Raw genomic sequence first — 20,472 nt, 5'->3', positions numbered from 1 at the left:
GTCTAGACCAGACTCGCACACCGCTCCGTACGACCCGGCCGGGGACATCCGCTCCCGCCCTCTACCCCCTGGCGCCCGCGGAGACAAGGCCCAGCCTGCCCCGTGCCCGACGGCTCCGCGACCCGTACGCTGCTCCCATGGACACCCCGTCGGACCAGCACGCCTACCCCGCCCACTGGGAGGCCGACGTGGTGCTCCGCGACGGCGGCACCGCGCGCATCCGGCCCATCACCGCCGACGACGCCGACCGCCTGGTGAGCTTCTACGAGCAGGTCTCCGACGAGTCGAAGTACTACCGGTTCTTCGCGCCCTACCCGCGCCTGTCGGCCAAGGACGTCCGTCGCTTCACCCACCACGACCACGTCGACCGGGTGGGCCTGGCGGCCACCGTCGGCGGCGAGTTCATCGCCACCGTCCGCTACGACCGCGTCGACGGCCGGGGCATGCCCGCCTCCGCCCCCGCCGACGAGGCCGAGGTCGCCTTCCTCGTCCAGGACGCCCACCAGGGCCGCGGCGTCGCCTCCGCCCTGCTGGAGCACATCGCCGCGGTCGCCCGCGAGCGCGGCATCCGGCGCTTCACCGCCGAGGTGCTTCCCGCCAACACCAAGATGATCAAGGTCTTCACCGACGCGGGCTACCAGCAGAAGCGCAGCTTCGAGGACGGCGTCGTCCGCCTGGAGTTCGGCCTGGAGCCCACCGACCGCTCGCTCGCTGTGCAGCACGCCCGTGAGCAGCGCGCAGAGGCCCGGTCCGTCCAGCGGCTGCTGGCCCCGGGCTCGGTCGCCGTGGTCGGGGTGGGCCGCGCCCTCGGCGGGGTGGGCCGCAGCATCCTGCGGAACATCCTCGACGCCGGGTTCACCGGCACGGTGTACGCCGTCAACCAGGGTTTCCCCGAGACGGGGGACACCCTCGACGGCGTCCGCGCCCACCGCTTCGTCCGCGACATCGCCGAACCGGTGGACCTCGCCGTCATCGCCGTCCCCGCCGACCGGGTGCCCGAGGCCGTCGCCGAGTGCGGAGAGCACGGCGTCCAGGGCCTCGTGGTGATCTCCGCCGGCTACGCCGAACAGGGCCCCGAGGGCCGCGAACGCCAGCGCGCCCTGATCCGCCAGGCCCGCTCGTACGGCATGCGGGTCATCGGCCCCAACGCCTTCGGCGTCATCAACACCACCCCCGGGATCCGGCTCAACGCCTCCCTCGCCCCGGAACTCCCCGTGCCCGGCCGGGTCGGCCTGTTCACCCAGTCCGGTGCCATCGGCATCGCCCTGCTCTCCGCCCTCCACCGCGACGGCGGTGGCGCCGACGGCGTCCCCAACCCGGCCGGCGTCTCCACCTTCGTCTCCGCGGGCAACCGCGCCGACGTCTCCGGCAACGACGTCATGCAGTACTGGTACGACGACCCGCACACCGACGTCGCCCTGATGTACCTGGAGACCATCGGCAACCCCCGCAAGTTCGCCCGCCTCGCCCGCCGCACCGCCGCGGCCAAGCCGCTGGTCGTCGTCCAGGGCGCCCGGCACAGCGGCATCACCCCCACCGGCCACCCCGCCCCCGTCACGCGGCTGCCGTACGCCACCGTCTCCGCCCTGCTGCGCCAGGCCGGCGTCATCCGGGTGGACACCGTCACCGAACTGGTCGACGTCGGCCTGTTGCTGGCCGGGCAGCCACTGCCCGCCGGCCCCCGCGTCGCCATCCTCGGCAACTCCGAGTCGCTCGGCCTGCTCAGCTACGACGCCTGCCTCTCCGAGGGCCTGCGCCCGCTGCCGCCCCGCGACCTCACCACCGACGCCACCCCCGAGGACTTCCGGGACGCGCTGGCCGCCGCCCTCGCCGACGACGGCTGCGACGCCGTGGTGGTCACCGCCATCCCCTGGGTCGGTGCCGACGGCGTCCCCGAACGCCCCGACGGCGAGGCGCTCGGTGCCGCCCTGCGCGCCGCCCACGCCACCGCGCCCGACAAGCCGGTCGTCGTCGTCCACGTCGAACTGGGCGGCCTCGCGGAAGCCCTCTCCGCCGCCGCGGGCACCGGCCCGGGCAGCCCAGCCACCCAGCGCGTCCCGGTCCGCCCGCCGGCCGTCCCCGGCCCCGCCGCCGCCGACGACGAGGCACCCCCCGCCCCGCGCGCCCGCCGCATCCCCGCCTACCCGGCCGCCGAGCGGGCCGTCCGCGCCCTCGGCGAGGCCGTCCGGTACGCCCAGTGGCGCCGCGAGGCCCAGCGCCCCGGCGGCGTACCGGAGTACGAGGACATCGACGAGCGCGGTGCCGCCGCCGACATCGTCCGGCTGCTGGCCGCCGCCGGGACCACGGCACCCGGTGGCACGCCGCGCGCCCACACCCTCGGCGCCGAGGACACCCGCGCCCTTCTCGGCCGTTACGGCATCGACGTCCGCCCCACCCTCCCGGCCCCCGACCCGGACACCGCCGTCCGCGCCGCCGCCGCACTCGGCTACCCGGTCGCCCTCAAGACCACCGCGCCCCACCTGCGCCACCGCGCAGACCTCGGCGGAGTCCGCCTCGACCTCGCCGACGAGACCCAGCTCCGACAGGCGTACGCCGAGCTGACCGGGCTCTTCGGCGCCCCGGCCGAGCTGCGGCCGGTGGTCCAGCCGATGGCGCCACGCGGCGTCGACACCGTGGTGCGCACCGTCATCGACCCGGCCGCCGGCGCCGTGCTCACCTTCGGCCTCGCCGGCGCCCCCTCCGAACTCCTCGGCGACACCGCCCACCGCCTCATCCCCGTCACCGACCGGGACGCCACCGCCATGGTCCGCTCCATCCGCACCGCCCCGCTGCTCTTCGGCTGGCGCGGCTCCGCCCCGGTCGACACCCCGGCCCTGGAGGAACTGCTGCAACGCGTCTCGCGGCTGGTCGACGACCACCCGGAGGTGGTCGACGTGCGGCTGGAGCCGGTGGTGGTCGCCCCGCGCGGCGTCAGCGTGCTCGGCGCCTCGGTCCGCCTCGCCCCGCCCCCGGCCCGTGACGACCTCGGCCCGCGCACCCTGCCCGCCTACTGACCCGCCCCGCCGCCCGGGACACCCCGCACGGGCGTCCCCAGCGGTCGGCGCGCCCCCGTAGGATGGTCGGCATGGCAAAGACCGGTACCACGACCCAGGGGCTGCGCGCGGCGATCGAGCGCAGCGGCTACTACCCGGCCCTCGTGGCCGAGGCGGTGGAGGCCGCCGTGGGGGGTGAGGCCGTCGCGTCGTATCTGGTCCATCAGGAGACCACCTTCGACGCGAACGAGGTCCGCCGCCACGTCACGGTCCTGGTCCTCACCCCCACCCGGTTCATCGTCAGCCACACCGACGAGCAGGCCGCCGACTCCGGCTCGCCCACCCCGCTCGCCACCACCTCCACCGAGTCGGTGAAGACCGGCCGGATCTCCTCCGTGGTCCTCAGCCGCGTGGTCGCCAACCCGGAGTCCTACACCCCCGGCACGCTGCCCCGCGAGGTCGTCCTGACCATCGGCTGGGGCGCCGTCTCCCGCATCGACCTGGAGCCCGCCGCCTGCGGCGACCCCGACTGCGAGGCCGACCACGGTTACACCGGCAGCTCCACCGCCGACGACCTGAGCCTGCGCGTCAGCGAGGCCGGCGACGGCCCCGACACCGTCCGGCAGGCCCTCGACTTCGCCCAGGCGCTCTCGGAGGCGACGGCCGCCACCGCCACGCCGGCCGGCCGCTGATGGGCCACCCCGCCTGGCCCGAGCCCCTCTCCGTCGACTCCGCGCCGGTCCCCGCCTACGGCAGCGGCTCGCTCGCGGACCTGTTGCCCACCCTGGCCGCCGGCTCCGGCGTGCCCGGCGTGACGGCGAGCCTGCCCGAACTGGCACCCGCCGACCGGAACTGCGTCTTCCTCATCGACGGGCTCGGCTGGCACCAGCTCCTCGCCCACCCGGCCGAGGCGCCGTTCCTCTCCTCGCTCATCGCCACCTCGCGCGGGGGCACCGGCCGGCCGCTCACCGCGGGCTTCCCCGCCACCACCGCCACCTCGCTCGCCTCCGTCGGCACCGGGCGCACCCCCGGCGAACACGGCCTGCCCGGGTACTCCGCCCTCGACCCGGACAGCGGTGAGCTGATGAACCAGCTCCGCTGGAAGCCGTGGACCGACCCGCACGCCTGGCAGCCGTACCCCACGGTCTTCTCGCTGGCCGACGCCGCGGGGGTGCACACCGCCCAGGTCTCCGCCCCTGGCTTCCACCACACCCCGCTCACCCAGGTCGCCCTCAGCGGCGGCACCTTCCACGGCCGGCTCTCGGGCGAGGAGCGGATGGACCTGGCCGCCGCCCAGCTCGCCGCCGGGGACCGCGCGCTGGTCTACACCTACTACAGCGAGGTCGACGGCAAGGGCCATCGCTTCGGCGTCGACTCCGACGCCTGGCGCGGCCAGCTGATGTACGTCGACGGGCTCGCCCGCCGCCTCGCCGAGCAGCTGCCGCCGCGCAGCGCCCTCTACGTCACCGCCGACCACGGCATGGTGGACATCCCCTTCGACGACCGCCACCGCTTCGACGTCGACGAGGACTGGGAGCTGAACGCGGGGGTCCGCCTGCTCGGCGGTGAGGGCCGCGCGCGCCACCTCTACGCCGTCCCGGGCGCCGCCCGCGACGTCCGCACCGTCTGGCGCGAGGTGCTGGGGGAGCAGTGCTGGGTGGCGAGCAAGGACGAGGCGATCGAGGCGGGCTGGTTCGGTCCGCACGTCGAGAAGCGGGTCCGCGACCGCCTCGGGGACGTCATCGTCGCCGCTCGCGACGACGTCGCGATCACCGCCGGCCGCCGCGAGCCCAACGAGTCGGCGCTGACCGGCATGCACGGCTCGATGACCCCGGCCGAGCAGCTCGTGCCGCTGCTGGAGGTCCGCACCTGACGCCCCGGCCCGGGTGGCGCACCACCCGGGCCCGTGCCGCCGTCAGGCCGCGGTTCCCGCGGCTCCGGCCTGGGGCCGTGGGCGGGCCACCGTGAAGACGGCGCCCGCGGGATCGGCGACCGTGGCGGTCCTCCCGTACGTGCCCTCGCGCGGCGGTCGCTGCACCCGCCCGCCCAGCTCGATGACCCGGTTGACGGTCTCGTCCGGGTCGTCGACGGCGAAATGGGTCCGCCACCGCGGCGCACCCCCCTCGCCGAGCGCCGGCCCGACGCCCTCCACGGAGGCGACCGGACGCTTCTCCAGCAGCAGTGTCGCCGAGTCCCCCACCGGGGCCGGGTCCACGTCGTAGCCGAACACGGCCTGGTAGAACGGCAGGACACCGGTGGTCTCCGGTGTCTCCAGTTCGTGCCACAGCACCGAACCGGCCACGCCCTCGACCGCGGCCCCCCGGTGCTCGCGACCCTGCCAGATCCCGAAGACCGCGCCCGAGGGGTCGGCCGCGACGGCCAGCCGCCCGGCGTCCTCCGCGTCCAGCGGCCCCACCGCGACCGTGCCGCCGCAGTGCCGGACCGTCCCGGCCGTCTCATCCACGTCGTCCGTCGCCAGGTACGGCGTCCACGCCACCGGCAGCGTCCGCCCCTCGGGCCGCCGCCCGAGCCCGGCCACCACCCGGCCGTCCAGCGACGCCCGCGTGTAGGGACCGAGTTGCCGCGACCCGGGCTGGAACTCCCAGCCGAACAGCCGCGCGTAGAACTCCTGGGTCGCCGCCAGGTCGTCGACCATCAGGCTCACCCAGCACGGTGTGCCGGGCACCGGTCGCTCCGAGCCGGCGTCCAGCCCGGTTCTCTGGTCCATTCCCTGCCCCCGCACCACTCTCATCTGCCACTCTCTCCTCGGACCGTCCGTCGTCGGGCGCGCGCCACACCGTGCCGGTACGCCGCCGAAGGCGTCCCGCACGTCCGGGTCCACACCCGGACCGCACCCCGCGTAAGCGCAGCCTGCCCGATCCCTCGTTTCTCACCCGTTGCCACGCCATGGCCCAGAGGTCACAGTCCGGGATCACCCGGAGTACGTGCGTCCGTACAGACGGTACGCCTCCCGGGTGACCGGCCGGCTTCCCCGGCCGACCTCCCCGCGCGGCGCCGGTGCGCGAGGATGGCTCCATGAACGCGATCATCACCGCAGCCGAACTCGCCGGGGAACTCGCGGGCCCTCGCCCGCCCGTGCTGCTCGACATCCGCTGGCGACTCGGCGGTCCCGGCGAGCGCCCCGCCTACCTGGCCGGCCACCTGCCCGGCGCCGTCCACGTCGACCTGGACCGCGAGTTGGCCGGCGGCTCCGGCCAGGGCGGCCGGCACCCGCTGCCCGACGTGGCGCGGTTCGGCGCCGCGATGCGCGCGGCCGGGGTGGACGCCGGCCGCCCGGTCGTCACCTACGACGGCGGCCAGGGCTGGGCGGCGGCGCGTGCCTGGTGGCTGCTGCGCTGGGCCGGGCACCCCTCGGTACGCGTCCTCGACGGCGGGCTCGCCGCGTGGGAGGGACCGCTGGAGACGGGCGAACCGTCGCCGGAGCCGGGCGACTTCCTCCCCGCCCCCGGCCGCTTGCCGCTGCTGGACGCGGACGGCGCCGCCGCGCTGGCGGCCTCCGGGGTGCTCCTGGACGCCCGCGCCGCCGAGCGGTACCGGGGCGACGTGGAACCGATCGACCGGGTCGGCGGCCACATCCCGGGCGCCCTCTCGGCCCCGACCACGGAGAACACCACCGAGGACGGCCGTCTGCGCCCCGCCGCCGAACTCGCCGAACGCTTCGCCGCCCTGGGCGCGGGGCCGGGCAAGGAGGTGGGCGTCTACTGCGGCTCCGGCGTCTCCGGCGCCCACGAGGTACTGGCCCTGGCGGTGGCCGGCGTGGACGCCGCCCTCTACGTCGGCTCCTGGTCCGACTGGTCCGCCGACCCCGCCCGCCCGGTCGCCACCGGCCCGCAGCCGGGCTGAACCACGGACGTGCTGAACCGCAGACGGCAGGACGGCCCGGCCACCTCACCGGTGGCCGGGCCGCCCTGCCGCGCGGGTGCGGAGAACCGCTACTCCTTGTTCTTGCGCCGGGTCCCGAAGACGATCTCGTCCCAGCTCGGAACAGCCGCCCGGCGGCCCGGCCGGACGCCGTCCGCCTCCGCCTGCCGGTCGGTGGAGCCGATCAGCCGGTCGCGATGGGCCGCCACGGCCCGCGGCATCAGCACGTCCGCGTAGGCCGAACCGGCCGAGGCGGCGGGGGCGGGCGGCTCCTCGGCCTCCTGCTCCTGCTCGGGCTCCTCCAGCGGACGCTCGGCGGCCGGCCGCTCCGGCACGACCAGGTCGCCGCGGAAGCTCGGCACCGCCTCCAGCAGACTGGTCAGCGAGTCCCGGCCGCCCTGCTCGGCGGTGGCGGGCAGGTCCTCGGTCTCCGGCTCGGTGGTGTGCGGGCCGCGCTCGGGCCGCTCCGGCCGCTCCCTCGGCAGCCGGGCGATGCGCGGCACGAAGGGGAAGCTGGGTTCGGGCGCCGAGGCGTCGTCGGACTCGCCGATCAGCGAGCGCGCCTCGTCGTCCACCGCCTGGACCAGGCGGCGCGGCGGGTCGTAGCTCCAGCTCGCCGAGTGGCGTTCACCGGCGACGCCGTAGACCAGCAGCACCTCCCAGGTGCCGTCGTCACGGCGCCAGGAGTCCCACTGCACGGTGTCGCGGTCGGCGCCGCGCAGCAGCAGACGCTCGCGGACGGCCTCGCCGAGCTGGGGGCCGGTGTTCTCGCCGGGGCGGCGCACGGGTGTCTTGCGGGCGCGTTCGGCCATGAAGGCGCGCTCGGCGAGGACGGGGCCCTCGAAGCGGCGGACGCGGTCCACGGGGATTCCGGCGAGCGAGGCGACCTCCTCGGCGGAGGCACCGGCCCTTATCCGCGCCTGGATGTCGCGCGGGCGCAGGTGGCTCTCGACCTCGATCTCGATCTGGCCGAGACGAGGCCGGTCACCGCGGACGGCGGCCCGGAGCCGCTCATCGATCGGAAGCGTGTACTCCGTACTGTCCGCAGCTTTGAGCACCAGCCGTGTGCCGTCGTTGCTGACGGCCACGACACGCAGTTCGGGCATGGGAACCTCCCGGGTGGTGCCTGCCGACGTCACGTGCGTCGCTGCTTCCGCTAGTCGTGTGTGGTCTGCCCGGGTGCAGCCGACCACAACCTTGCCGAGTTGTCCGGTGGGCCGGACGTGAGTCCCGCGCCACCGTGATGTCGCCGTTCCTGATTGCGCCGCGTGGCGTGCCCACGCGACTCACCCGGTGCCGTGAAGCCCTCTCCCGACGGCTCCGGCCGACCCCTCGGGGCCTGAAGGAAACCCAGGTGGGAGACCGGACCCAGGGCTCGCAACAGTACTCCATTCGGGCCACGGGGGTGGACCGGCACGCCGCTGAACCTCTCACAGGGGGCGGGAGTTGGTCGACGCCTTTGTCGTCCGGCGGGCTCGCGGGGTGGCCTGCTTCACAAAACCCCCAGAAGTGGAACCATTCGATTCGCCCAATTGTCGTTTTGTGGTGCAGGGTGAACGAGAAGGGCGAAAAAGAGGCGGGAGATGCGCGAGACCACGCGGGTGCAGGAAGTCGGTCCCCGGAGCGGTGAGGAGCCGCAACAGGACGAGAAGCGCATCGATCTGAGTGTTCCCCAGGTCGCGGGTTCGGCCGTGGCCGCGGTCGCGGGCGCCGTCGCCGCCTCCCAGCTCGGTGTCTACGGCACCGTCATCGGCGCCGGCGTGATGAGCGTGGTGGCCACCACCGGGGGCAGCGTCTTCCAGCACCTCTTCCGCCGCACCGGCGAGCAGTTCCGTGACGTGGCGCACGTCCGCCCCAAGGGCGAGACCGGTCCGGACGTCCCCGACACCTTCCGAGCGGACCCGGAACCCGATCCGCTCGCCGACCCCGCCCCCGGCCGCATCGCCTCCGCCGACCCCGCCACCGCCCACACCGCCCCCGGCGAGCCCCCGGCCGTCGCCGAGGCGACCCAGCTCCTCCAGCGGGTCGACCCCGCGGTCCGGCGTCCCGGAGGTCCGGCGGGCCCCGCCGGCCCGGAGGCCATCCCGTCGCTGGGCGAGGCCGGCCCGGCCGCCGCCCACACCGCCCCCGGCGAGCCCCCGGCCGTCGCCGAGACGACCCAGCTCCTCCGCCAGGTCGGTCCCGCCCGCTCGCGCCCCGGAAGCCCGGCGGCCCCCGCCGGGCCCGAGGCCACCCAGTTGCTCGGCCGGGCCGGTCCGGACGCCACTCAGTTCCTCGCCGGGACCGGCTCCGCCGCCACCGGTGTGCCCGGCCGCCCCGCGGAGGGCGCCGACGCGGACCGGGCCACCCGTCTGCTCCATACCGTGCCCGGGGCCCCGGGCACGGCCGCCGCCCCGGGCTCCGGGGACTTCGGCGCGGCCAGCACCCACCAGGCGCGGCCTCGCCGCTGGAAGCGCCCGCTGATCAGCGCGGCCGCCGTCTTCGTGCTCGCGATGGGCGGCATCACCGGCTGGGAGCTGATCTCCGGACACGCCCTGAGCGGTGACGCGGGGCCCACCATCAGCAACCTCACCGGCAACCGCTCCCAGCCCGCCGGCGACCAGGACGAGGACAAGGCGCCGGCGCCCGAGGAGACGCCCTCCGGCGAGGCGCCGTCGGACGGCTCCTCCACCGCCCCGTCCTCCCCGGAACCCGAGGACGGCACCGGCCCCACCGGCACCCCCGGCGGCGGCACCGCCACGGAGCCCACCCAGCCCGGACAGCAGCCCGGCTCCCCGGACGGTTCCCCCGGCGGTGACGCGACGCCGACGCCCGCCCCGACCCCCTCGGCCGGCGACCCGGAGCAGCCGACCGGTCAGCCGTCCGGCGGCGTGCCCTCGGGCGCGGCCCCCGAGGAGGACGCCCCGGCCGGGTGACCGGTGCCGGGGTCAGTCGCCGAGGACGCGCCGCAGGTAGTCGTTGCCGAAGACCCGGTCGGGGTCCAGGCGGTCGCGTACCGCGGTGAACTCGGCGAACCGCGGGTACGCCCCGGCGAAGTACCCGGCGTCCCTGGTGTGGATCTTGCCCCAGTGCGGGCGCCCCTCGTGGGCGGTGAAGATCCGCTCGGCGGCGGTGAAGTACGCCTGGTACGGCGTGCCCTTGTAGAGGTGGACCGCGACGTAGGCGGTCTCGCGGCCGGAGGCGGTGGAGAGGGCGATGTCGTCGGCGGGCGCGGTCCGCACCTCCACCGGGAAGCTCACCCGCAGCGGGGAGCGGTCCACCATCGCGCGCAGTGCGCGCAGCACGGGGACGAGCGCCTCACGCGGCACGGCGTACTCCATCTCCACGAAGCGGACCCGGCGGGGGGAGGTGAAGACCTTGTAGGGGATGTCCGTGTAGGTGCGCGCGGACAGGGCGCGGCTGGAGAGGCGGGCCAGTGAGGGGATGGTCGCGGGGACGGCGCGACCCAGGGTGTTGGCCGCCTGGAAGACGCCGTTGGAGAGGAACTCGTCCTCGAACCAGCCGCTGAGCCGGCCCACCGGTGCGGCCGGTCCCACGCTGCGGTTGTTCCGCTTGGTGGAGCAGTTGCCGGTGTGCGGGAACCAGTAGAACTCGAAGTGCTCGTTCTCCGCGACGAGCTGGTCGAACTCGGCCGTGACCTGGTCGAAGCCCATCGGCTCCTCGCGGGCCCGCAGCAGGAAGACCGGTTCGACCGCGAAGGTCAGCGAGGTGATCACGCCGAGCGCGCCGAGCCCGATCCGGGCGGCGGCGAAGACCTCGGGGTTCTCCTCGCGGGAGCAGGTGAGCACCGAGCCGTCGGCGGTGACCAGTTCGAGCGCGGTGATCTGCGCGGAGAGCGAGGCCGAGTCACGCCCGGTGCCGTGGGTGCCGGTACTGGTCGCCCCGGCCACCGTCTGCTCCATGATGTCGCCCATGTTGGTGAGCGACAGGCCCTCACGGGCCAGGGCCACGTTGAGCCGCTTCAGCGGGGTCCCGGCGGCCACCGTGACCGTGCCGGCCTCGCGGTCGATCTGGATGCCGGTCAGCAGGTCGGGGCGTATCAGCAGGCCGTCGGTGGCGGCCGCCGCGGTGAAGGAGTGGCCGGTGCCGACCGCCTTGACCCGCATCCCGTGCGCCGCCGCGTCGCGTACCGCGCCGGCCAGTTCGGCGGCGGAGGCCGGGGCGGTCTCGCGCGCGGGGCGCGAGGCGACCGTCCCCGCCCAGTTACGCCAGGTCCCGTTCCGGGTGCGTACCGGGCTCGCCGTCCTGGTGCTGCCCTGCGTCTGCTGCTCGTCCATCAGGTCCCTCCCGCTGCGGCGCCGGGCTGCTCAGCCGGCGGTACCCCAGGAACCCGACGAGGACCGCGGCGGCCCCGGCGGCCGCCGGAACCCAGTACCCCGCCCTCGCCCCCGCCGCGTCGATCACCCAGCCGGAGACCGACGAGCCGAGAGCGACGCCGACCGCCAGACCCGTACTCACCCAGGTCATGCCTTCGGTCAGCTTCGCGCGGGGCACGTGCTGCTCGACGAGGGCCATCGTCGTGATCATCGTCGGTGCGATGCACAGGCCCGCCACGAACAGTGCCACGGCCAGAAACGGCAGGTTCCCGACCAGTTGGAGGGGGATCATACTCACGCCCATCGCGACGACCCCCAGCAGCCACCTGCGGGCCGGCGCCCCGCCGAAGTGCAGCAGACCGAAGACGACACCCGCCAGACAGGACCCGGCGGCGTACGTGGCCAGCACCAGGCTGGCCGCGCCCTTGTGACCCTGTTCCTCGGCGAACGCCACCGTGACCACGTCGACGGCGCCGAAGATCGCGCCGGTCGCCACGAAGGTGCCGACCAGTACCTGGAGCCCCCCGGCGCGCAGCGCGGACCCCTTGGTGTGGTGCTCTCGCGGGTGGGGGACCGGTTCGGTGGCGCGCTGCGCGGTGAGCGAGAAGACGCCCGTCGCCAGGAAGACCGCGGCCAGCAGCGGACCCGCCTCCGGGAACCAGGTGGTCGACAGGCCGATGGAGACGATCGGGCCGAAGATGAAGCACGCCTCGTCGATCACCGACTCGAAGGAGTAGGCGGTGTGCAGCTGGCGCGGCTGGTCCCGGTAGAGCGCCGCCCAGCGGGCGCGGACCATCGAGCCGATGGAGGGCACCGCCCCGATCCCCGCCGCGAAGAGGAAGAGTGACCAGTCCGGCAGGGAGAACTGCGCCGAGAGCAGCAGCCCCGTCACCGCCGTCAGCGCCACCAGGGTGGCCGGCCGCAGCACCCGGCGCTGACCGTGCAGGTCGACCAGGCGCGAGATCTGCGGGCCGATCAGCGCGGCCGACAGCGCCACCGTCGCCGACAGCGCGCCGGCCAGCCCGTACCTGCCGGTGAGCTGCGAGATCATCGTGACGATCCCGATGCCCATCATGGACAGCGGCAGCCGGCCCACGAATCCGGCGGCGGAGAAACCCCTGCTGCCCGGGGCGGAGAAGATGGCGCGGTAGGGGCTGGGCAAGGGGGGCTCCGGGACAACTGAACGTAAGGTGCCAAGACGGCCCATACAGCTTACGGGTCCGCGCGACGCGACCGCAGCCCCGATTCCTCGCGCGGCGGGGCTGGTGGCAGGATCGAGACATGTCCGATGTGCGCGATGCGACCCCCTACGACGCCCTCCTGCTGCTCTCCTTCGGCGGTCCCGAGGGACCCGACGACGTCGTCCCCTTCCTGCGGAACGTGACGCACGGCCGCGGTATCCCCGAGGAGCGGCTGAAGGAGGTGGGGCAGCACTACTACCTGTTCGACGGGATCAGCCCCATCAACGCCCAGAACCGCGACCTCCTCGCCGCGCTGCGCGCCGACTTCGCGGAGCACGGCGTCGAGGTGCCGGTGTACTGGGGAAACCGGAACTGGAGCCCGTACCTGCCCGACACGCTGAGGGAGATGGTCAAGGAGGGACACCGCCGCATCGCCGTCCTCGTCACCAGCGCGTACGCCTCGTACTCGGGGTGCCGCCAGTACCGCGAGAACCTCGCCGACGCGCTGGCCGCGCTGGAGAGCGAGGGACTGCCGGCGCCGCGGATCGACAAGCTCCGCCACTACTTCAACCACCCGGGCTTCCTGGAGCCGATGATCGACGGGCTGATCGCCTCCCTCGCCGACCTGCCCGAAGAGGTCCGCGACGGCGCCGAGATCGCCTTCACCACGCACTCCATCCCGGACGCGGCCGCCGACACCTCCGGGCCCCGCGAGGACCACGGCGACGGCGGCGCCTACGTCGCGCAGCACCTCGACACCGCCCGGGTGATCGCCGAGGCGGTCCGGACGCGCACCGGCGTCGACCACCCGTGGTCGCTCGTCTACCAGTCGCGCAGCGGCGCCCCGCACATCCCGTGGCTGGAGCCGGACATCTGCGACCACCTGGAGGAACGCCACGCGGCCGGCGTCCCGGCCGTCGTCATGGCGCCGATCGGCTTCGTCTCGGACCACATGGAGGTCCGCTACGACCTCGACACCGAGGCCACCGCCAAGGCCGCCGAACTGGGTCTGCCGGTCCGCCGCTCCGCCACCGTCGGAGCCGACCCGCGCTTCGCCGCCGCCGTCCGCGACCTGCTGCTGGAACGCGCCGCCACCGAACGCGGCGAGCACCCCGCCCGCTGCGCCCTCGGGGCGCTCGGCCCCAGCCACGACATCTGCCCGGTGGGCTGCTGCCCCGCCCGCTCGCCGCGCCCCGCCGCCGCGGGCCTGGACTGACCCGACCGGTTCCACCCGGAGACCCGCGGGAGACCGCACCGGATTCGTCAGACATCGCTAGGAGCATCAGCCCGTGACCGACCCCAACACCGGACTGCTCGGCCTCGCCCTGGAGGCGGCCCGCCGCGCCGGGGACTTCCTGCGCGACGGCCGGCCCGCCGACCTCGCGGTGGCCGCCACCAAGACCAGCGCCATCGACGTGGTCACCGAGATGGACATCGCCTCCGAGAAGATGATCACCGGCTTCCTCGCCGACCGCCGGCCCGAGGACGGCTTCCTCGGCGAGGAGGGTGCCAGCACCGAGGGCACCAGCGGCGTGAGGTGGATCATCGACCCGCTCGACGGCACGGTGAACTACCTGTACGGCCGCCCGGCCTGGGCCGTCTCCATCGCCGCCGAACGCGACGGGGTGACCGTCGTCGGCGTCGTCCACGCGCCGATGCGCGGCGAGACCTGCCGCGCCGTCCTCGGTGGCGGCGCTCACCTGGACGACCGCCCCCTGCACGTCAATGCCGCGCCCGCGCTGGACCGCGCCCTGGTCGGCACCGGTTTCGGCTACCTCGCCGACCGCAAGGCCCACCAGGCCGCCGTCGCCGCCCGGATCATCCCCGAGGTCCGCGACATCCGCCGGGGCGGCTCCGCCGCGATCGACCTGTGCGACGTCGCCACCGGCCGCCTCGACGCGTACTACGAGCGGGGCCTCAACCCCTGGGACTACGCGGCCGGCGAGCTGATCGCGCGCGAGGCCGGCGCCCTGACCGGCGGACGCCCCGGCGCGCCCGCCTCCACGGAGCTGGCGGTGGCCGCCCCGCCCGGTCTCTTCGAGCCGCTCCAGGAGCGGCTGGAGGCGTACGGGGCGTGGCACGACGGGACGCTCGGCTGACCGGCCGCCCCCGACGCCTGCGCACGTCGCACGGCCGGGCCCCGGCCCCCTCTCGGCAGGGGACCGGGGCCCGGCCGCGTGCGCCGTGCTCGGTGGGTGCGCGTCAGGCGGTGGAGGCGGGGTGGAGCTGGACGCCGTGCTCGGCGGCCAGCCGCTGGAGATCCTCCAGCTCGCCCTGCTCGACCTCGGCCAGGAAGTCGTCCCCGGTCTCCTGGGCCCGGGTCAGGTCCGACTCGGTGGCCTCTATGCGCTGAAGCAGACCTGCGGTGAATGCGTCCATGGTGCGCCCCCTCGTCAAGGTGGGTGGGTCGGCGGCACGGGGGTGTGCCTCGAAAAAGGGGTGATCACGAACCCGGGGCGGCTCCGCCGGGGAATGCCGGACGTGGCATGAGCCACATGCCGGGGGTGATCGCGGGTGTGCAGTCGTCCTCCCCGCGCCCCCGACGCCGGAAACCTCGGGGTTCCGCCGACTTGCGGAATCCTTCCTTCCCTTCGGGGTGGCCTTCGCCTTACCGCCGGTTTATGGCCGAAAGGGGCAGGATGGAGCCCCATCAGAAGGACCGGCGCCCGCAGGGGGTGCCCTGCGAAAGGATCAGCGACGTGCGTGTACTCGTCGTCGAGGACGAGCAGCTGCTCGCCGATGCGGTGGCCACCGGACTGCGCCGGGAGGCCATGGCCGTCGACGTCGTGTACGACGGGGCCGCCGCGCTGGAGCGTGTCGGCGTCAACGACTACGACGTGATCGTCCTCGACCGGGACCTCCCGCTGGTCCACGGCGACGACGTCTGCCGCAAGGTGGTCGAGCTCCAGATGCCCACCAGGGTCCTGATGCTCACCGCCTCCGGCGACGTCAGCGACCGCGTCGAGGGCCTGGAGATCGGCGCCGACGACTACCTCCCGAAGCCCTTCGCCTTCACCGAGCTGATCGCCCGGGTCCGGGCGCTGGGACGGCGCACCAGCGTCCCGCTGCCGCCGGTCCTGGAGCGCGCCGGGATCAAGCTCGACCCCAACCGCCGCGAGGTCTTCCGCGACGGCCGCGAGATCCAGCTCGCCCCGAAGGAGTTCGCCGTCCTGGAGGTGCTGCTGCGCAGCGAGGGCGCCGTCGTCTCCGCCGAGCAGCTGCTGGAGAAGGCCTGGGACGAGAACACCGATCCGTTCACCAACGTCGTCCGGGTCACCGTGATGACGCTCCGCCGCAAGCTGGGCGAGCCCGCGGTCATCGTGACCGTGCCCGGCTCGGGCTACCGGATCTGACCGGCGTGGCCGCGAGCCCGGCGCCGCCCCCCGCGCCCCCCAGGACACCCCCCGCGCCGCCCAGGCCCACCTGGGACCCCCGCCGCCCGCCGCAGCAGGCGTGGCTGCGGCCGACCATCCGGATACGGCTCACCCTGCTCTACGGCGGGATGTTCCTCATCGCCGGCATCCTGCTGCTGTCGATCATCTACCTGCTCGCCGCCCAGGCCGTCCACGTCAGCAACGAGCTGCCGTTCCAGGTCACCAAGGGCACGTTCACGATCTACAGCGACGCCTGCCCGGCCCTCTCCGGGCGCCGCTTCACCAGCTCCGGTGCCTTCAACGACGCGATGAAGCTCTGCATCGACCACCAGCGCCAGCAGGCACTGGACGACCTGCTGAGCCGTTCGCTGCTGGCCCTGGTCGGCCTCAGCGTGATCGCCTTCGCCTTCGGCTACGCCATGGCCGGGCGGGTCCTCGCCCCGCTGGGCCGGATCACCCGGACCGCGCGCAGCGTGGCCGGTTCCGACCTCTCCCGCCGGATCGAGCTGGACGGTCCGGACGACGAGCTGAAGGAGCTGGCCGACACCTTCGACGACATGCTGGACCGCCTGCAGCGGGCCTTCACCGCCCAGCAGCGGTTCGTCGCCAACGCCTCGCACGAGCTGCGCACCCCGCTGGCGATCAACCGCACCCTGCTGGAGGTGCAGCTCTCCGACCCGGGCGCGCCCCCCGAGCTCCAGCAGCTCGGCAAGACCCTGCTCGCCACCAACGAGCGGAGCGAGCAGCTGGTCGAGGGCCTGCTGCTGCTGGCCCGCAGCGACAACCAGATCGTCGAGCGCAAGCCGGTGGACCTCGGCGAGGTCGCCACCCGCGCCGTCGAGCAGGTGCGCGGTGAGGCCGAGCAGCGGGACGTGGAACTGCGTCCGCGCATCGCCGAGGCGGTCGTGCAGGGCAACGGCGTCCTGCTGGAACGGATCGCCCTGAACCTCACGCAGAACGCCGTCCGCTACAACCTCCCGCCCGGGGAGGGCGGCTGGGTGGAGGTCTCCACCGAGCTCCAGCACGGGCAGGCGGTGCTGGTCGTGACCAACACCGGGCCGGTCGTCCCCGCGTACGAGACCGATCAGCTCTTCGAGCCGTTCCGGCGGCTGCGGACCGAGCGGACCGGCAGCGACAAGGGGGTCGGGCTCGGCCTGTCGATCGTCCGGTCGGTGACCCGGGCGCACGGCGGGCGCATCACCGCGGAGCCGAGGGAAGGCGGAGGACTCGTGATGCGTGTCACACTTCCCTTGTGACGCCCTGCGGGGTATTCGTTTCCGTGTTCGCTTTGAGCGGAATTTTCCCGGCCTGAAACCGGTTCTCCGCTGTGTGATCGATCACAGGATCGAATGATCGTCCTTCTACTCTCCGTGACCGCAGACCCCCCGGGAAACCTTGCAAAATGCGGGTTTTCCGAGGTGTCGATCACGGGAAGTGCACAAGGCGGCCCGTGCGAGAGGGGGCGCCAGGACCGTGTACGGTCCCCATCGCCATCCAAGACGATCACCTCTTCCGAGGTGCGTTTGGGTGTCGATTGAGTAACAGACCTTGATGTGAGGCAAAATCTCCGCCTCAGGTCGGGCACAAGTCCGGCCTCCCAGGCGTTACCGCGCTGGAGATATCACAGACACCCAGAGGGGGAGAGCTGACATGGCAACGGACTACGACACCCCACGCAAGACCGATGACGACCTCAACGAGGACAGCATCGAGGAACTCAAGGCCCGGAGGAACGACAAGTCCACCTCCACGGTCGACGTCGACGAGTTCGAGGCCGCAGAGGGTCTCGAACTTCCTGGGGCGGACCTCTCCAACGAGGAGCTGGCCGTCCGGGTGCTGCCCAAGCAGCAGGACGAGTTCACCTGCATGAGCTGCTTCCTGGTGCACCACCGGAGCCAGCTCGCGCGCGAGAAGAACGGCCAGCCCATCTGCCGCGACTGCGACTGAGGCAGGCCGGCCGTGACAGGCACGACACCGCCGCGGAAGTTTCCCTTCCGGAAGCGGCGGGGGGACGGCGCGCCGTCCCCGGCGGAATCTGACGGCGAGCGGGGCCTTGGGGCCTCGCTCGAGGCAGAGGACGCCACGGACGGGGCCCCAGGCCCCCAGGGCGGCGGTACGGGCACGGGGGAAGGCCCTGCGGCCACCGAGCCCGCCACACCCGCTCCCGGCCGCGTGGCGGCCGTACGGGAGGGGGTACTCCGGCAGGGGCGCAACGCCAAGGCCGGACTCGGCCTCCTCGCCGACCGCGTCATCGAGATCGCCCCGCGCGTCCCGGTGCGCGACCTGCGGACCCTCCGCGAGCAGTTCCCGGGCCTCGGCCCCGAGCAGCTCGCGGACCGGCTCATCAGCGGCGCCGCCCACGGCACCTCCACGGTGGGGGCCTCGGTGGGTGCCGCGGCCATGCTCCCGGTCCCGCCGGCCATGCCGGCCGAACTGGCCGCGGAGATCACCGCCGTGGCCGCGATAGAGCTCAAGCTCATCGCCGAACTCCACGAGGTCTACGGACAGCGTCCCGAGGGCGGCCCCGCGCGCCGGGCGACCGCCTACCTGACCTCCTGGACCAACGAGCGGGGCATCGACGTCGTCCGCCCGCTCACCGTCACCACGGCGCTCGGCGGACCGCTCAAGCGGGACCTGCGCCAGCAGATCACCAAGCGGATGATCCGCAACCTGCCGAACCTCGTCCCCTTCCTGGTGGGCGCGGCCGTCGGCGCGGTCATGAACCGCCGTGACACCCGCCGACTCGCCGAGCGCGTCCGCCGCGACCTGCGCGCGTCCCAGATCCCCTGGGACCGGCTCGCGGCCCTGCCGCCGCTGGACGAGCCCGAACGGCCGCCGTCGGCCCTCGGTAAGGGCCCGGACGCCGTTCCGCCGTCCCGGAAGGACACCCGCGACGACGGGCCCGCCTGACCCGCCCGGCGCTCGCCCCGACGGCCCCTCACGCGTACCCGGCCCTCCAGGCCCGTCCGCGCTCCCTCACGCCCTCCCGCCGCATCGGGCCGGCCGGCCTTCGGAGCCGCCCCGCAGGCACCCCGCGGTGCCGAGGCGGCCGGCGGACGGGCGGGGGCACCGGCCGGCACCTCAGGGGGCCGGGTCCGGCGCGCCCCGGCGTGTCATCCCTCGCGCACGGGCGACAGCGCCGCGGCCAGGCGCTCCGGGTGGCGGGTGGAGAGGTACAGGTACGGGGTCGGGTCGGACGGGTCGGTGACCTCGACGCGCAGGGCCGTCGGGATGTAGCTGCGCAGCAGCATGTAAGCGCGCGGGTCCGCCTTGTGGCTGCGCCAGGCCACGGTCTCCTCGGCGTCCAGCGGCTCGGCCGCGCCGAGTGCCGACAGCGGGATGCGCGCGTCGCCCGCGACCAGCGCGTCCCCCACCACGCGGATCTGCGCCGAGCCGTACGCGCTCAGCCCCGCGGCCCCGGCCGCCGACCCGACGACCAGACCGCCGAGCATCGCCAGCACGCCGAGCGGCAGGACGATCAGGGCCGAGGTGATGCCGACGATCGCCACCAGCGCCCACCAGGTGCGGGGTGCGGTGAGGCGCTCGGCGTACTGCGGAGTGTGGGGATGCATGGCATCAGCTTGGCACGGTGCGGGGGGAGAGCCGGCGCACGGGTAAGGTCTGCGCCTGTGAGTGGACGAACACCTGCCCTGACGCCCCCCGACAGCGCCCTCGCGCCGGTACGGCACCCCGATGCCCCGGCGCCCGGCGAGCCCATCGGTTCGCACTACGAGCACTGTTTCGGCTGCGGCGGCGAACAGCCGCACGGCCTGCACCTCGCCGCCAAGGCGGGCGAGGGCGTCTCGGTGACCGCCGAGTTCCTGGTCCGCCCCGAGCACCAGGGCGCCCCCGGACTCGCCCACGGCGGCCTGCTCGCCACCGCGCTCGACGACACGCTGGGCGCCCTCAACTGGCTGCTGCGGGTCATCTCGGTCACCGGCCGCCTGGAGACCGACTACCTGCGCCCCGTGCCGGTCGGCTCCGTGCTGCACCTGTCCGCCGAGGTGACCGCCGTCGACGGACGCAAGATCTACGCCACCGCCGAGGGCCGGCTGAACGCCCCCGACGGGCCGGTCGCGGTCCGTGCCGACGCGCTCTTCGTCGAGGTCAAGGTGGAGCACTTCACCGAGAACGGTCGCCCCGAGGAGATCCGGGCGGCCATGGACGACCCCGACCAGATCCGCCGCGTCCGCGCCTTCGAGGTGAACCCGTGACCCGCACCCCCCTCGACCTGCGCGTGCGGCGGCTGGACCCCGAGGTCCCGCTGCCCGCGTACGGCAACCCCGGCGACGCCGGCGCCGACCTGTGCACCACCGAGGCGGCCGTGCTCGCCCCGGGGGAGCGGGCCGTGCTGCCCACCGGGATCGCGATCGCGCTGCCCGAGGGGTACGCCGCCTTCGTCCACCCCCGTTCGGGCCTGGCGGCCCGCCTGGGTCTGGCGCTGGTGAATGCCCCGGGGACGATTGATGCCGGGTACCGTGGGGAGATCAAGGTGATCGTGGTCAACCTCGACCCGCGCGAGAAGGCGCGGTTCGAGCGCTTCGACCGGATCGCCCAACTGGTCGTCCAGCAGGTCGAGACGGTGCGCTTTCACGAAGTGTCGGAGCTTCCCGGCTCGGTGCGGGCCGAAGGGGGCTTCGGGTCCACCGGCGGACATTCCGCCGTGGGCGGCGGCGAGGGTGGGAACCACTACGCTTCGGTCGTATCCGACCGGGAAGGACAGTGA

Annotated in this window: 19 protein-coding genes; 13 read left to right on the top strand and 6 right to left on the bottom strand. The window is 74.3% G+C overall.

What is annotated here, in order from left to right; translation table 11 throughout:
* The first annotated feature begins 137 nt into the window (after nucleotides 1-137).
* From Sdia_RS23740 to Sdia_RS23730, 3 genes are all read left to right on the top strand, one after another.
* Entirely contained in the window at nucleotides 138-3,014 is a 2,877-nt protein-coding gene (locus tag Sdia_RS23740; RefSeq protein ID WP_100457855.1) for a bifunctional acetate--CoA ligase family protein/GNAT family N-acetyltransferase, read from the top strand.
* 71 nt (nucleotides 3,015-3,085) lie between these two features.
* Complete coding sequence (locus tag Sdia_RS23735) at nucleotides 3,086-3,685, top strand: DUF5998 family protein (RefSeq protein ID WP_100457854.1); 600 nt, start codon at nucleotides 3,086-3,088, stop codon at nucleotides 3,683-3,685.
* On the top strand, nucleotides 3,685-4,866 hold the full coding sequence (locus tag Sdia_RS23730; protein WP_100457853.1) for an alkaline phosphatase family protein: 1,182 nt from the start codon (nucleotides 3,685-3,687) through the stop codon (nucleotides 4,864-4,866). Before Sdia_RS23735 ends, Sdia_RS23730 begins: the two co-directional genes overlap by 1 nt.
* Before the next feature lie 42 nt (nucleotides 4,867-4,908).
* Here the strand turns inward: Sdia_RS23730 and Sdia_RS23725 are convergent, their stop codons facing one another.
* Nucleotides 4,909-5,649: a VOC family protein gene (locus tag Sdia_RS23725; RefSeq protein ID WP_229831642.1), complete on the bottom strand. Its 741-nt coding sequence runs from the start codon at nucleotides 5,647-5,649 to the stop codon at nucleotides 4,909-4,911.
* A gap of 380 nt (nucleotides 5,650-6,029) precedes the next feature.
* Here Sdia_RS23725 and Sdia_RS23720 point away from each other — a divergent pair, with 380 nt between their 5' ends.
* Nucleotides 6,030-6,857 (top strand): sulfurtransferase, encoded by an 828-nt coding sequence (locus Sdia_RS23720; protein ID WP_100457851.1) that lies wholly within the window; start codon nucleotides 6,030-6,032, stop codon nucleotides 6,855-6,857.
* An 89-nt stretch (nucleotides 6,858-6,946) separates the two neighbouring features.
* Here the strand turns inward: Sdia_RS23720 and sepH are convergent, their stop codons facing one another.
* A complete protein-coding gene (sepH, locus tag Sdia_RS23715) occupies nucleotides 6,947-7,981 on the bottom strand; it encodes a septation protein SepH (protein WP_100457850.1) in 1,035 nt (344 codons plus the stop codon).
* Nucleotides 7,982-8,458: 477 nt separating this feature from the next.
* Here sepH and Sdia_RS23710 point away from each other — a divergent pair, with 477 nt between their 5' ends.
* Nucleotides 8,459-9,790: a hypothetical protein gene (locus Sdia_RS23710; RefSeq protein WP_115069035.1), complete on the top strand. Its 1,332-nt coding sequence runs from the start codon at nucleotides 8,459-8,461 to the stop codon at nucleotides 9,788-9,790.
* 12 nt (nucleotides 9,791-9,802) lie between these two features.
* Here Sdia_RS23710 and Sdia_RS23705 read toward each other — a convergent pair whose 3' ends face one another.
* Together Sdia_RS23705 and Sdia_RS23700 are read right to left on the bottom strand one after the other, a co-directional pair.
* Nucleotides 9,803-11,152, bottom strand: coding sequence for a D-arabinono-1,4-lactone oxidase (locus Sdia_RS23705; protein ID WP_100457848.1), 1,350 nt, complete (start codon nucleotides 11,150-11,152; stop codon nucleotides 9,803-9,805).
* Nucleotides 11,079-12,353 carry an MFS transporter gene (locus Sdia_RS23700; protein WP_100457847.1) on the bottom strand — a complete coding sequence of 425 codons (1,275 nt, stop codon included), beginning with the start codon at nucleotides 12,351-12,353 and terminating at the stop codon, nucleotides 11,079-11,081. Before Sdia_RS23700 ends, Sdia_RS23705 begins: the two co-directional genes overlap by 74 nt.
* A 119-nt stretch (nucleotides 12,354-12,472) precedes the next feature.
* Between Sdia_RS23700 and Sdia_RS23695 the strand changes: the two genes are divergently transcribed.
* A complete protein-coding gene (locus tag Sdia_RS23695; protein WP_100457846.1) occupies nucleotides 12,473-13,588 on the top strand; it encodes a ferrochelatase in 1,116 nt (371 codons plus the stop codon).
* Between the two features lie 73 nt (nucleotides 13,589-13,661).
* Complete coding sequence (locus Sdia_RS23690) at nucleotides 13,662-14,471, top strand: inositol monophosphatase family protein (RefSeq protein ID WP_115069036.1); 810 nt, start codon at nucleotides 13,662-13,664, stop codon at nucleotides 14,469-14,471.
* A gap of 103 nt (nucleotides 14,472-14,574) precedes the next feature.
* Here the strand turns inward: Sdia_RS23690 and Sdia_RS23685 are convergent, their stop codons facing one another.
* Nucleotides 14,575-14,751, bottom strand: coding sequence for a hypothetical protein (locus Sdia_RS23685; RefSeq protein WP_164495033.1), 177 nt, complete (start codon nucleotides 14,749-14,751; stop codon nucleotides 14,575-14,577).
* A gap of 320 nt (nucleotides 14,752-15,071) precedes the next feature.
* Between Sdia_RS23685 and Sdia_RS23680 the strand changes: the two genes are divergently transcribed.
* The 4 genes from Sdia_RS23680 (at nucleotide 15,072) to Sdia_RS23665 (ending at nucleotide 18,656) form a co-directional block, all read left to right on the top strand.
* Nucleotides 15,072-15,725 (top strand): response regulator transcription factor, encoded by a 654-nt coding sequence (locus Sdia_RS23680; RefSeq protein WP_033240980.1) that lies wholly within the window; start codon nucleotides 15,072-15,074, stop codon nucleotides 15,723-15,725.
* Nucleotides 15,726-15,730: 5 nt separating this feature from the next.
* Nucleotides 15,731-17,002, top strand: coding sequence for a sensor histidine kinase (locus Sdia_RS23675; RefSeq protein ID WP_115069037.1), 1,272 nt, complete (start codon nucleotides 15,731-15,733; stop codon nucleotides 17,000-17,002).
* A 394-nt stretch (nucleotides 17,003-17,396) separates the two neighbouring features.
* Nucleotides 17,397-17,693: a DUF4193 domain-containing protein gene (locus Sdia_RS23670; RefSeq protein WP_003951337.1), complete on the top strand. Its 297-nt coding sequence runs from the start codon at nucleotides 17,397-17,399 to the stop codon at nucleotides 17,691-17,693.
* A gap of 12 nt (nucleotides 17,694-17,705) precedes the next feature.
* Nucleotides 17,706-18,656, top strand: a complete 951-nt coding sequence (locus tag Sdia_RS23665; RefSeq protein WP_100457843.1) for a hypothetical protein — start codon at nucleotides 17,706-17,708, stop codon at nucleotides 18,654-18,656.
* Nucleotides 18,657-18,859: 203 nt separating this feature from the next.
* On the opposite strand, the gene Sdia_RS23660 is transcribed toward Sdia_RS23665, so the two are convergent.
* Entirely contained in the window at nucleotides 18,860-19,318 is a 459-nt protein-coding gene (locus Sdia_RS23660) for a DUF3093 domain-containing protein (RefSeq protein ID WP_100457842.1), read from the bottom strand.
* 57 nt (nucleotides 19,319-19,375) lie between these two features.
* On the opposite strand from Sdia_RS23660, the gene Sdia_RS23655 reads away from it, so the two are divergent.
* On the top strand, nucleotides 19,376-19,960 hold the full coding sequence (locus Sdia_RS23655; RefSeq protein ID WP_100457841.1) for a PaaI family thioesterase: 585 nt from the start codon (nucleotides 19,376-19,378) through the stop codon (nucleotides 19,958-19,960).
* Nucleotides 19,957-20,472, top strand: a complete 516-nt coding sequence (gene dut / locus Sdia_RS23650; RefSeq protein WP_100457840.1) for a dUTP diphosphatase — start codon at nucleotides 19,957-19,959, stop codon at nucleotides 20,470-20,472. The genes Sdia_RS23655 and dut overlap by 4 nt, the downstream gene beginning before the upstream one ends.

Origin of the sequence: Streptomyces diastaticus subsp. diastaticus, from assembly GCF_011170125.1 — a bacterium.
GTDB lineage: Bacteria > Actinomycetota > Actinomycetes > Streptomycetales > Streptomycetaceae > Streptomyces > Streptomyces diastaticus.
The sequence above is the reverse complement of the archived record's forward strand: the minus strand, read 5'-3'. Positions and strand labels throughout refer to the sequence as shown.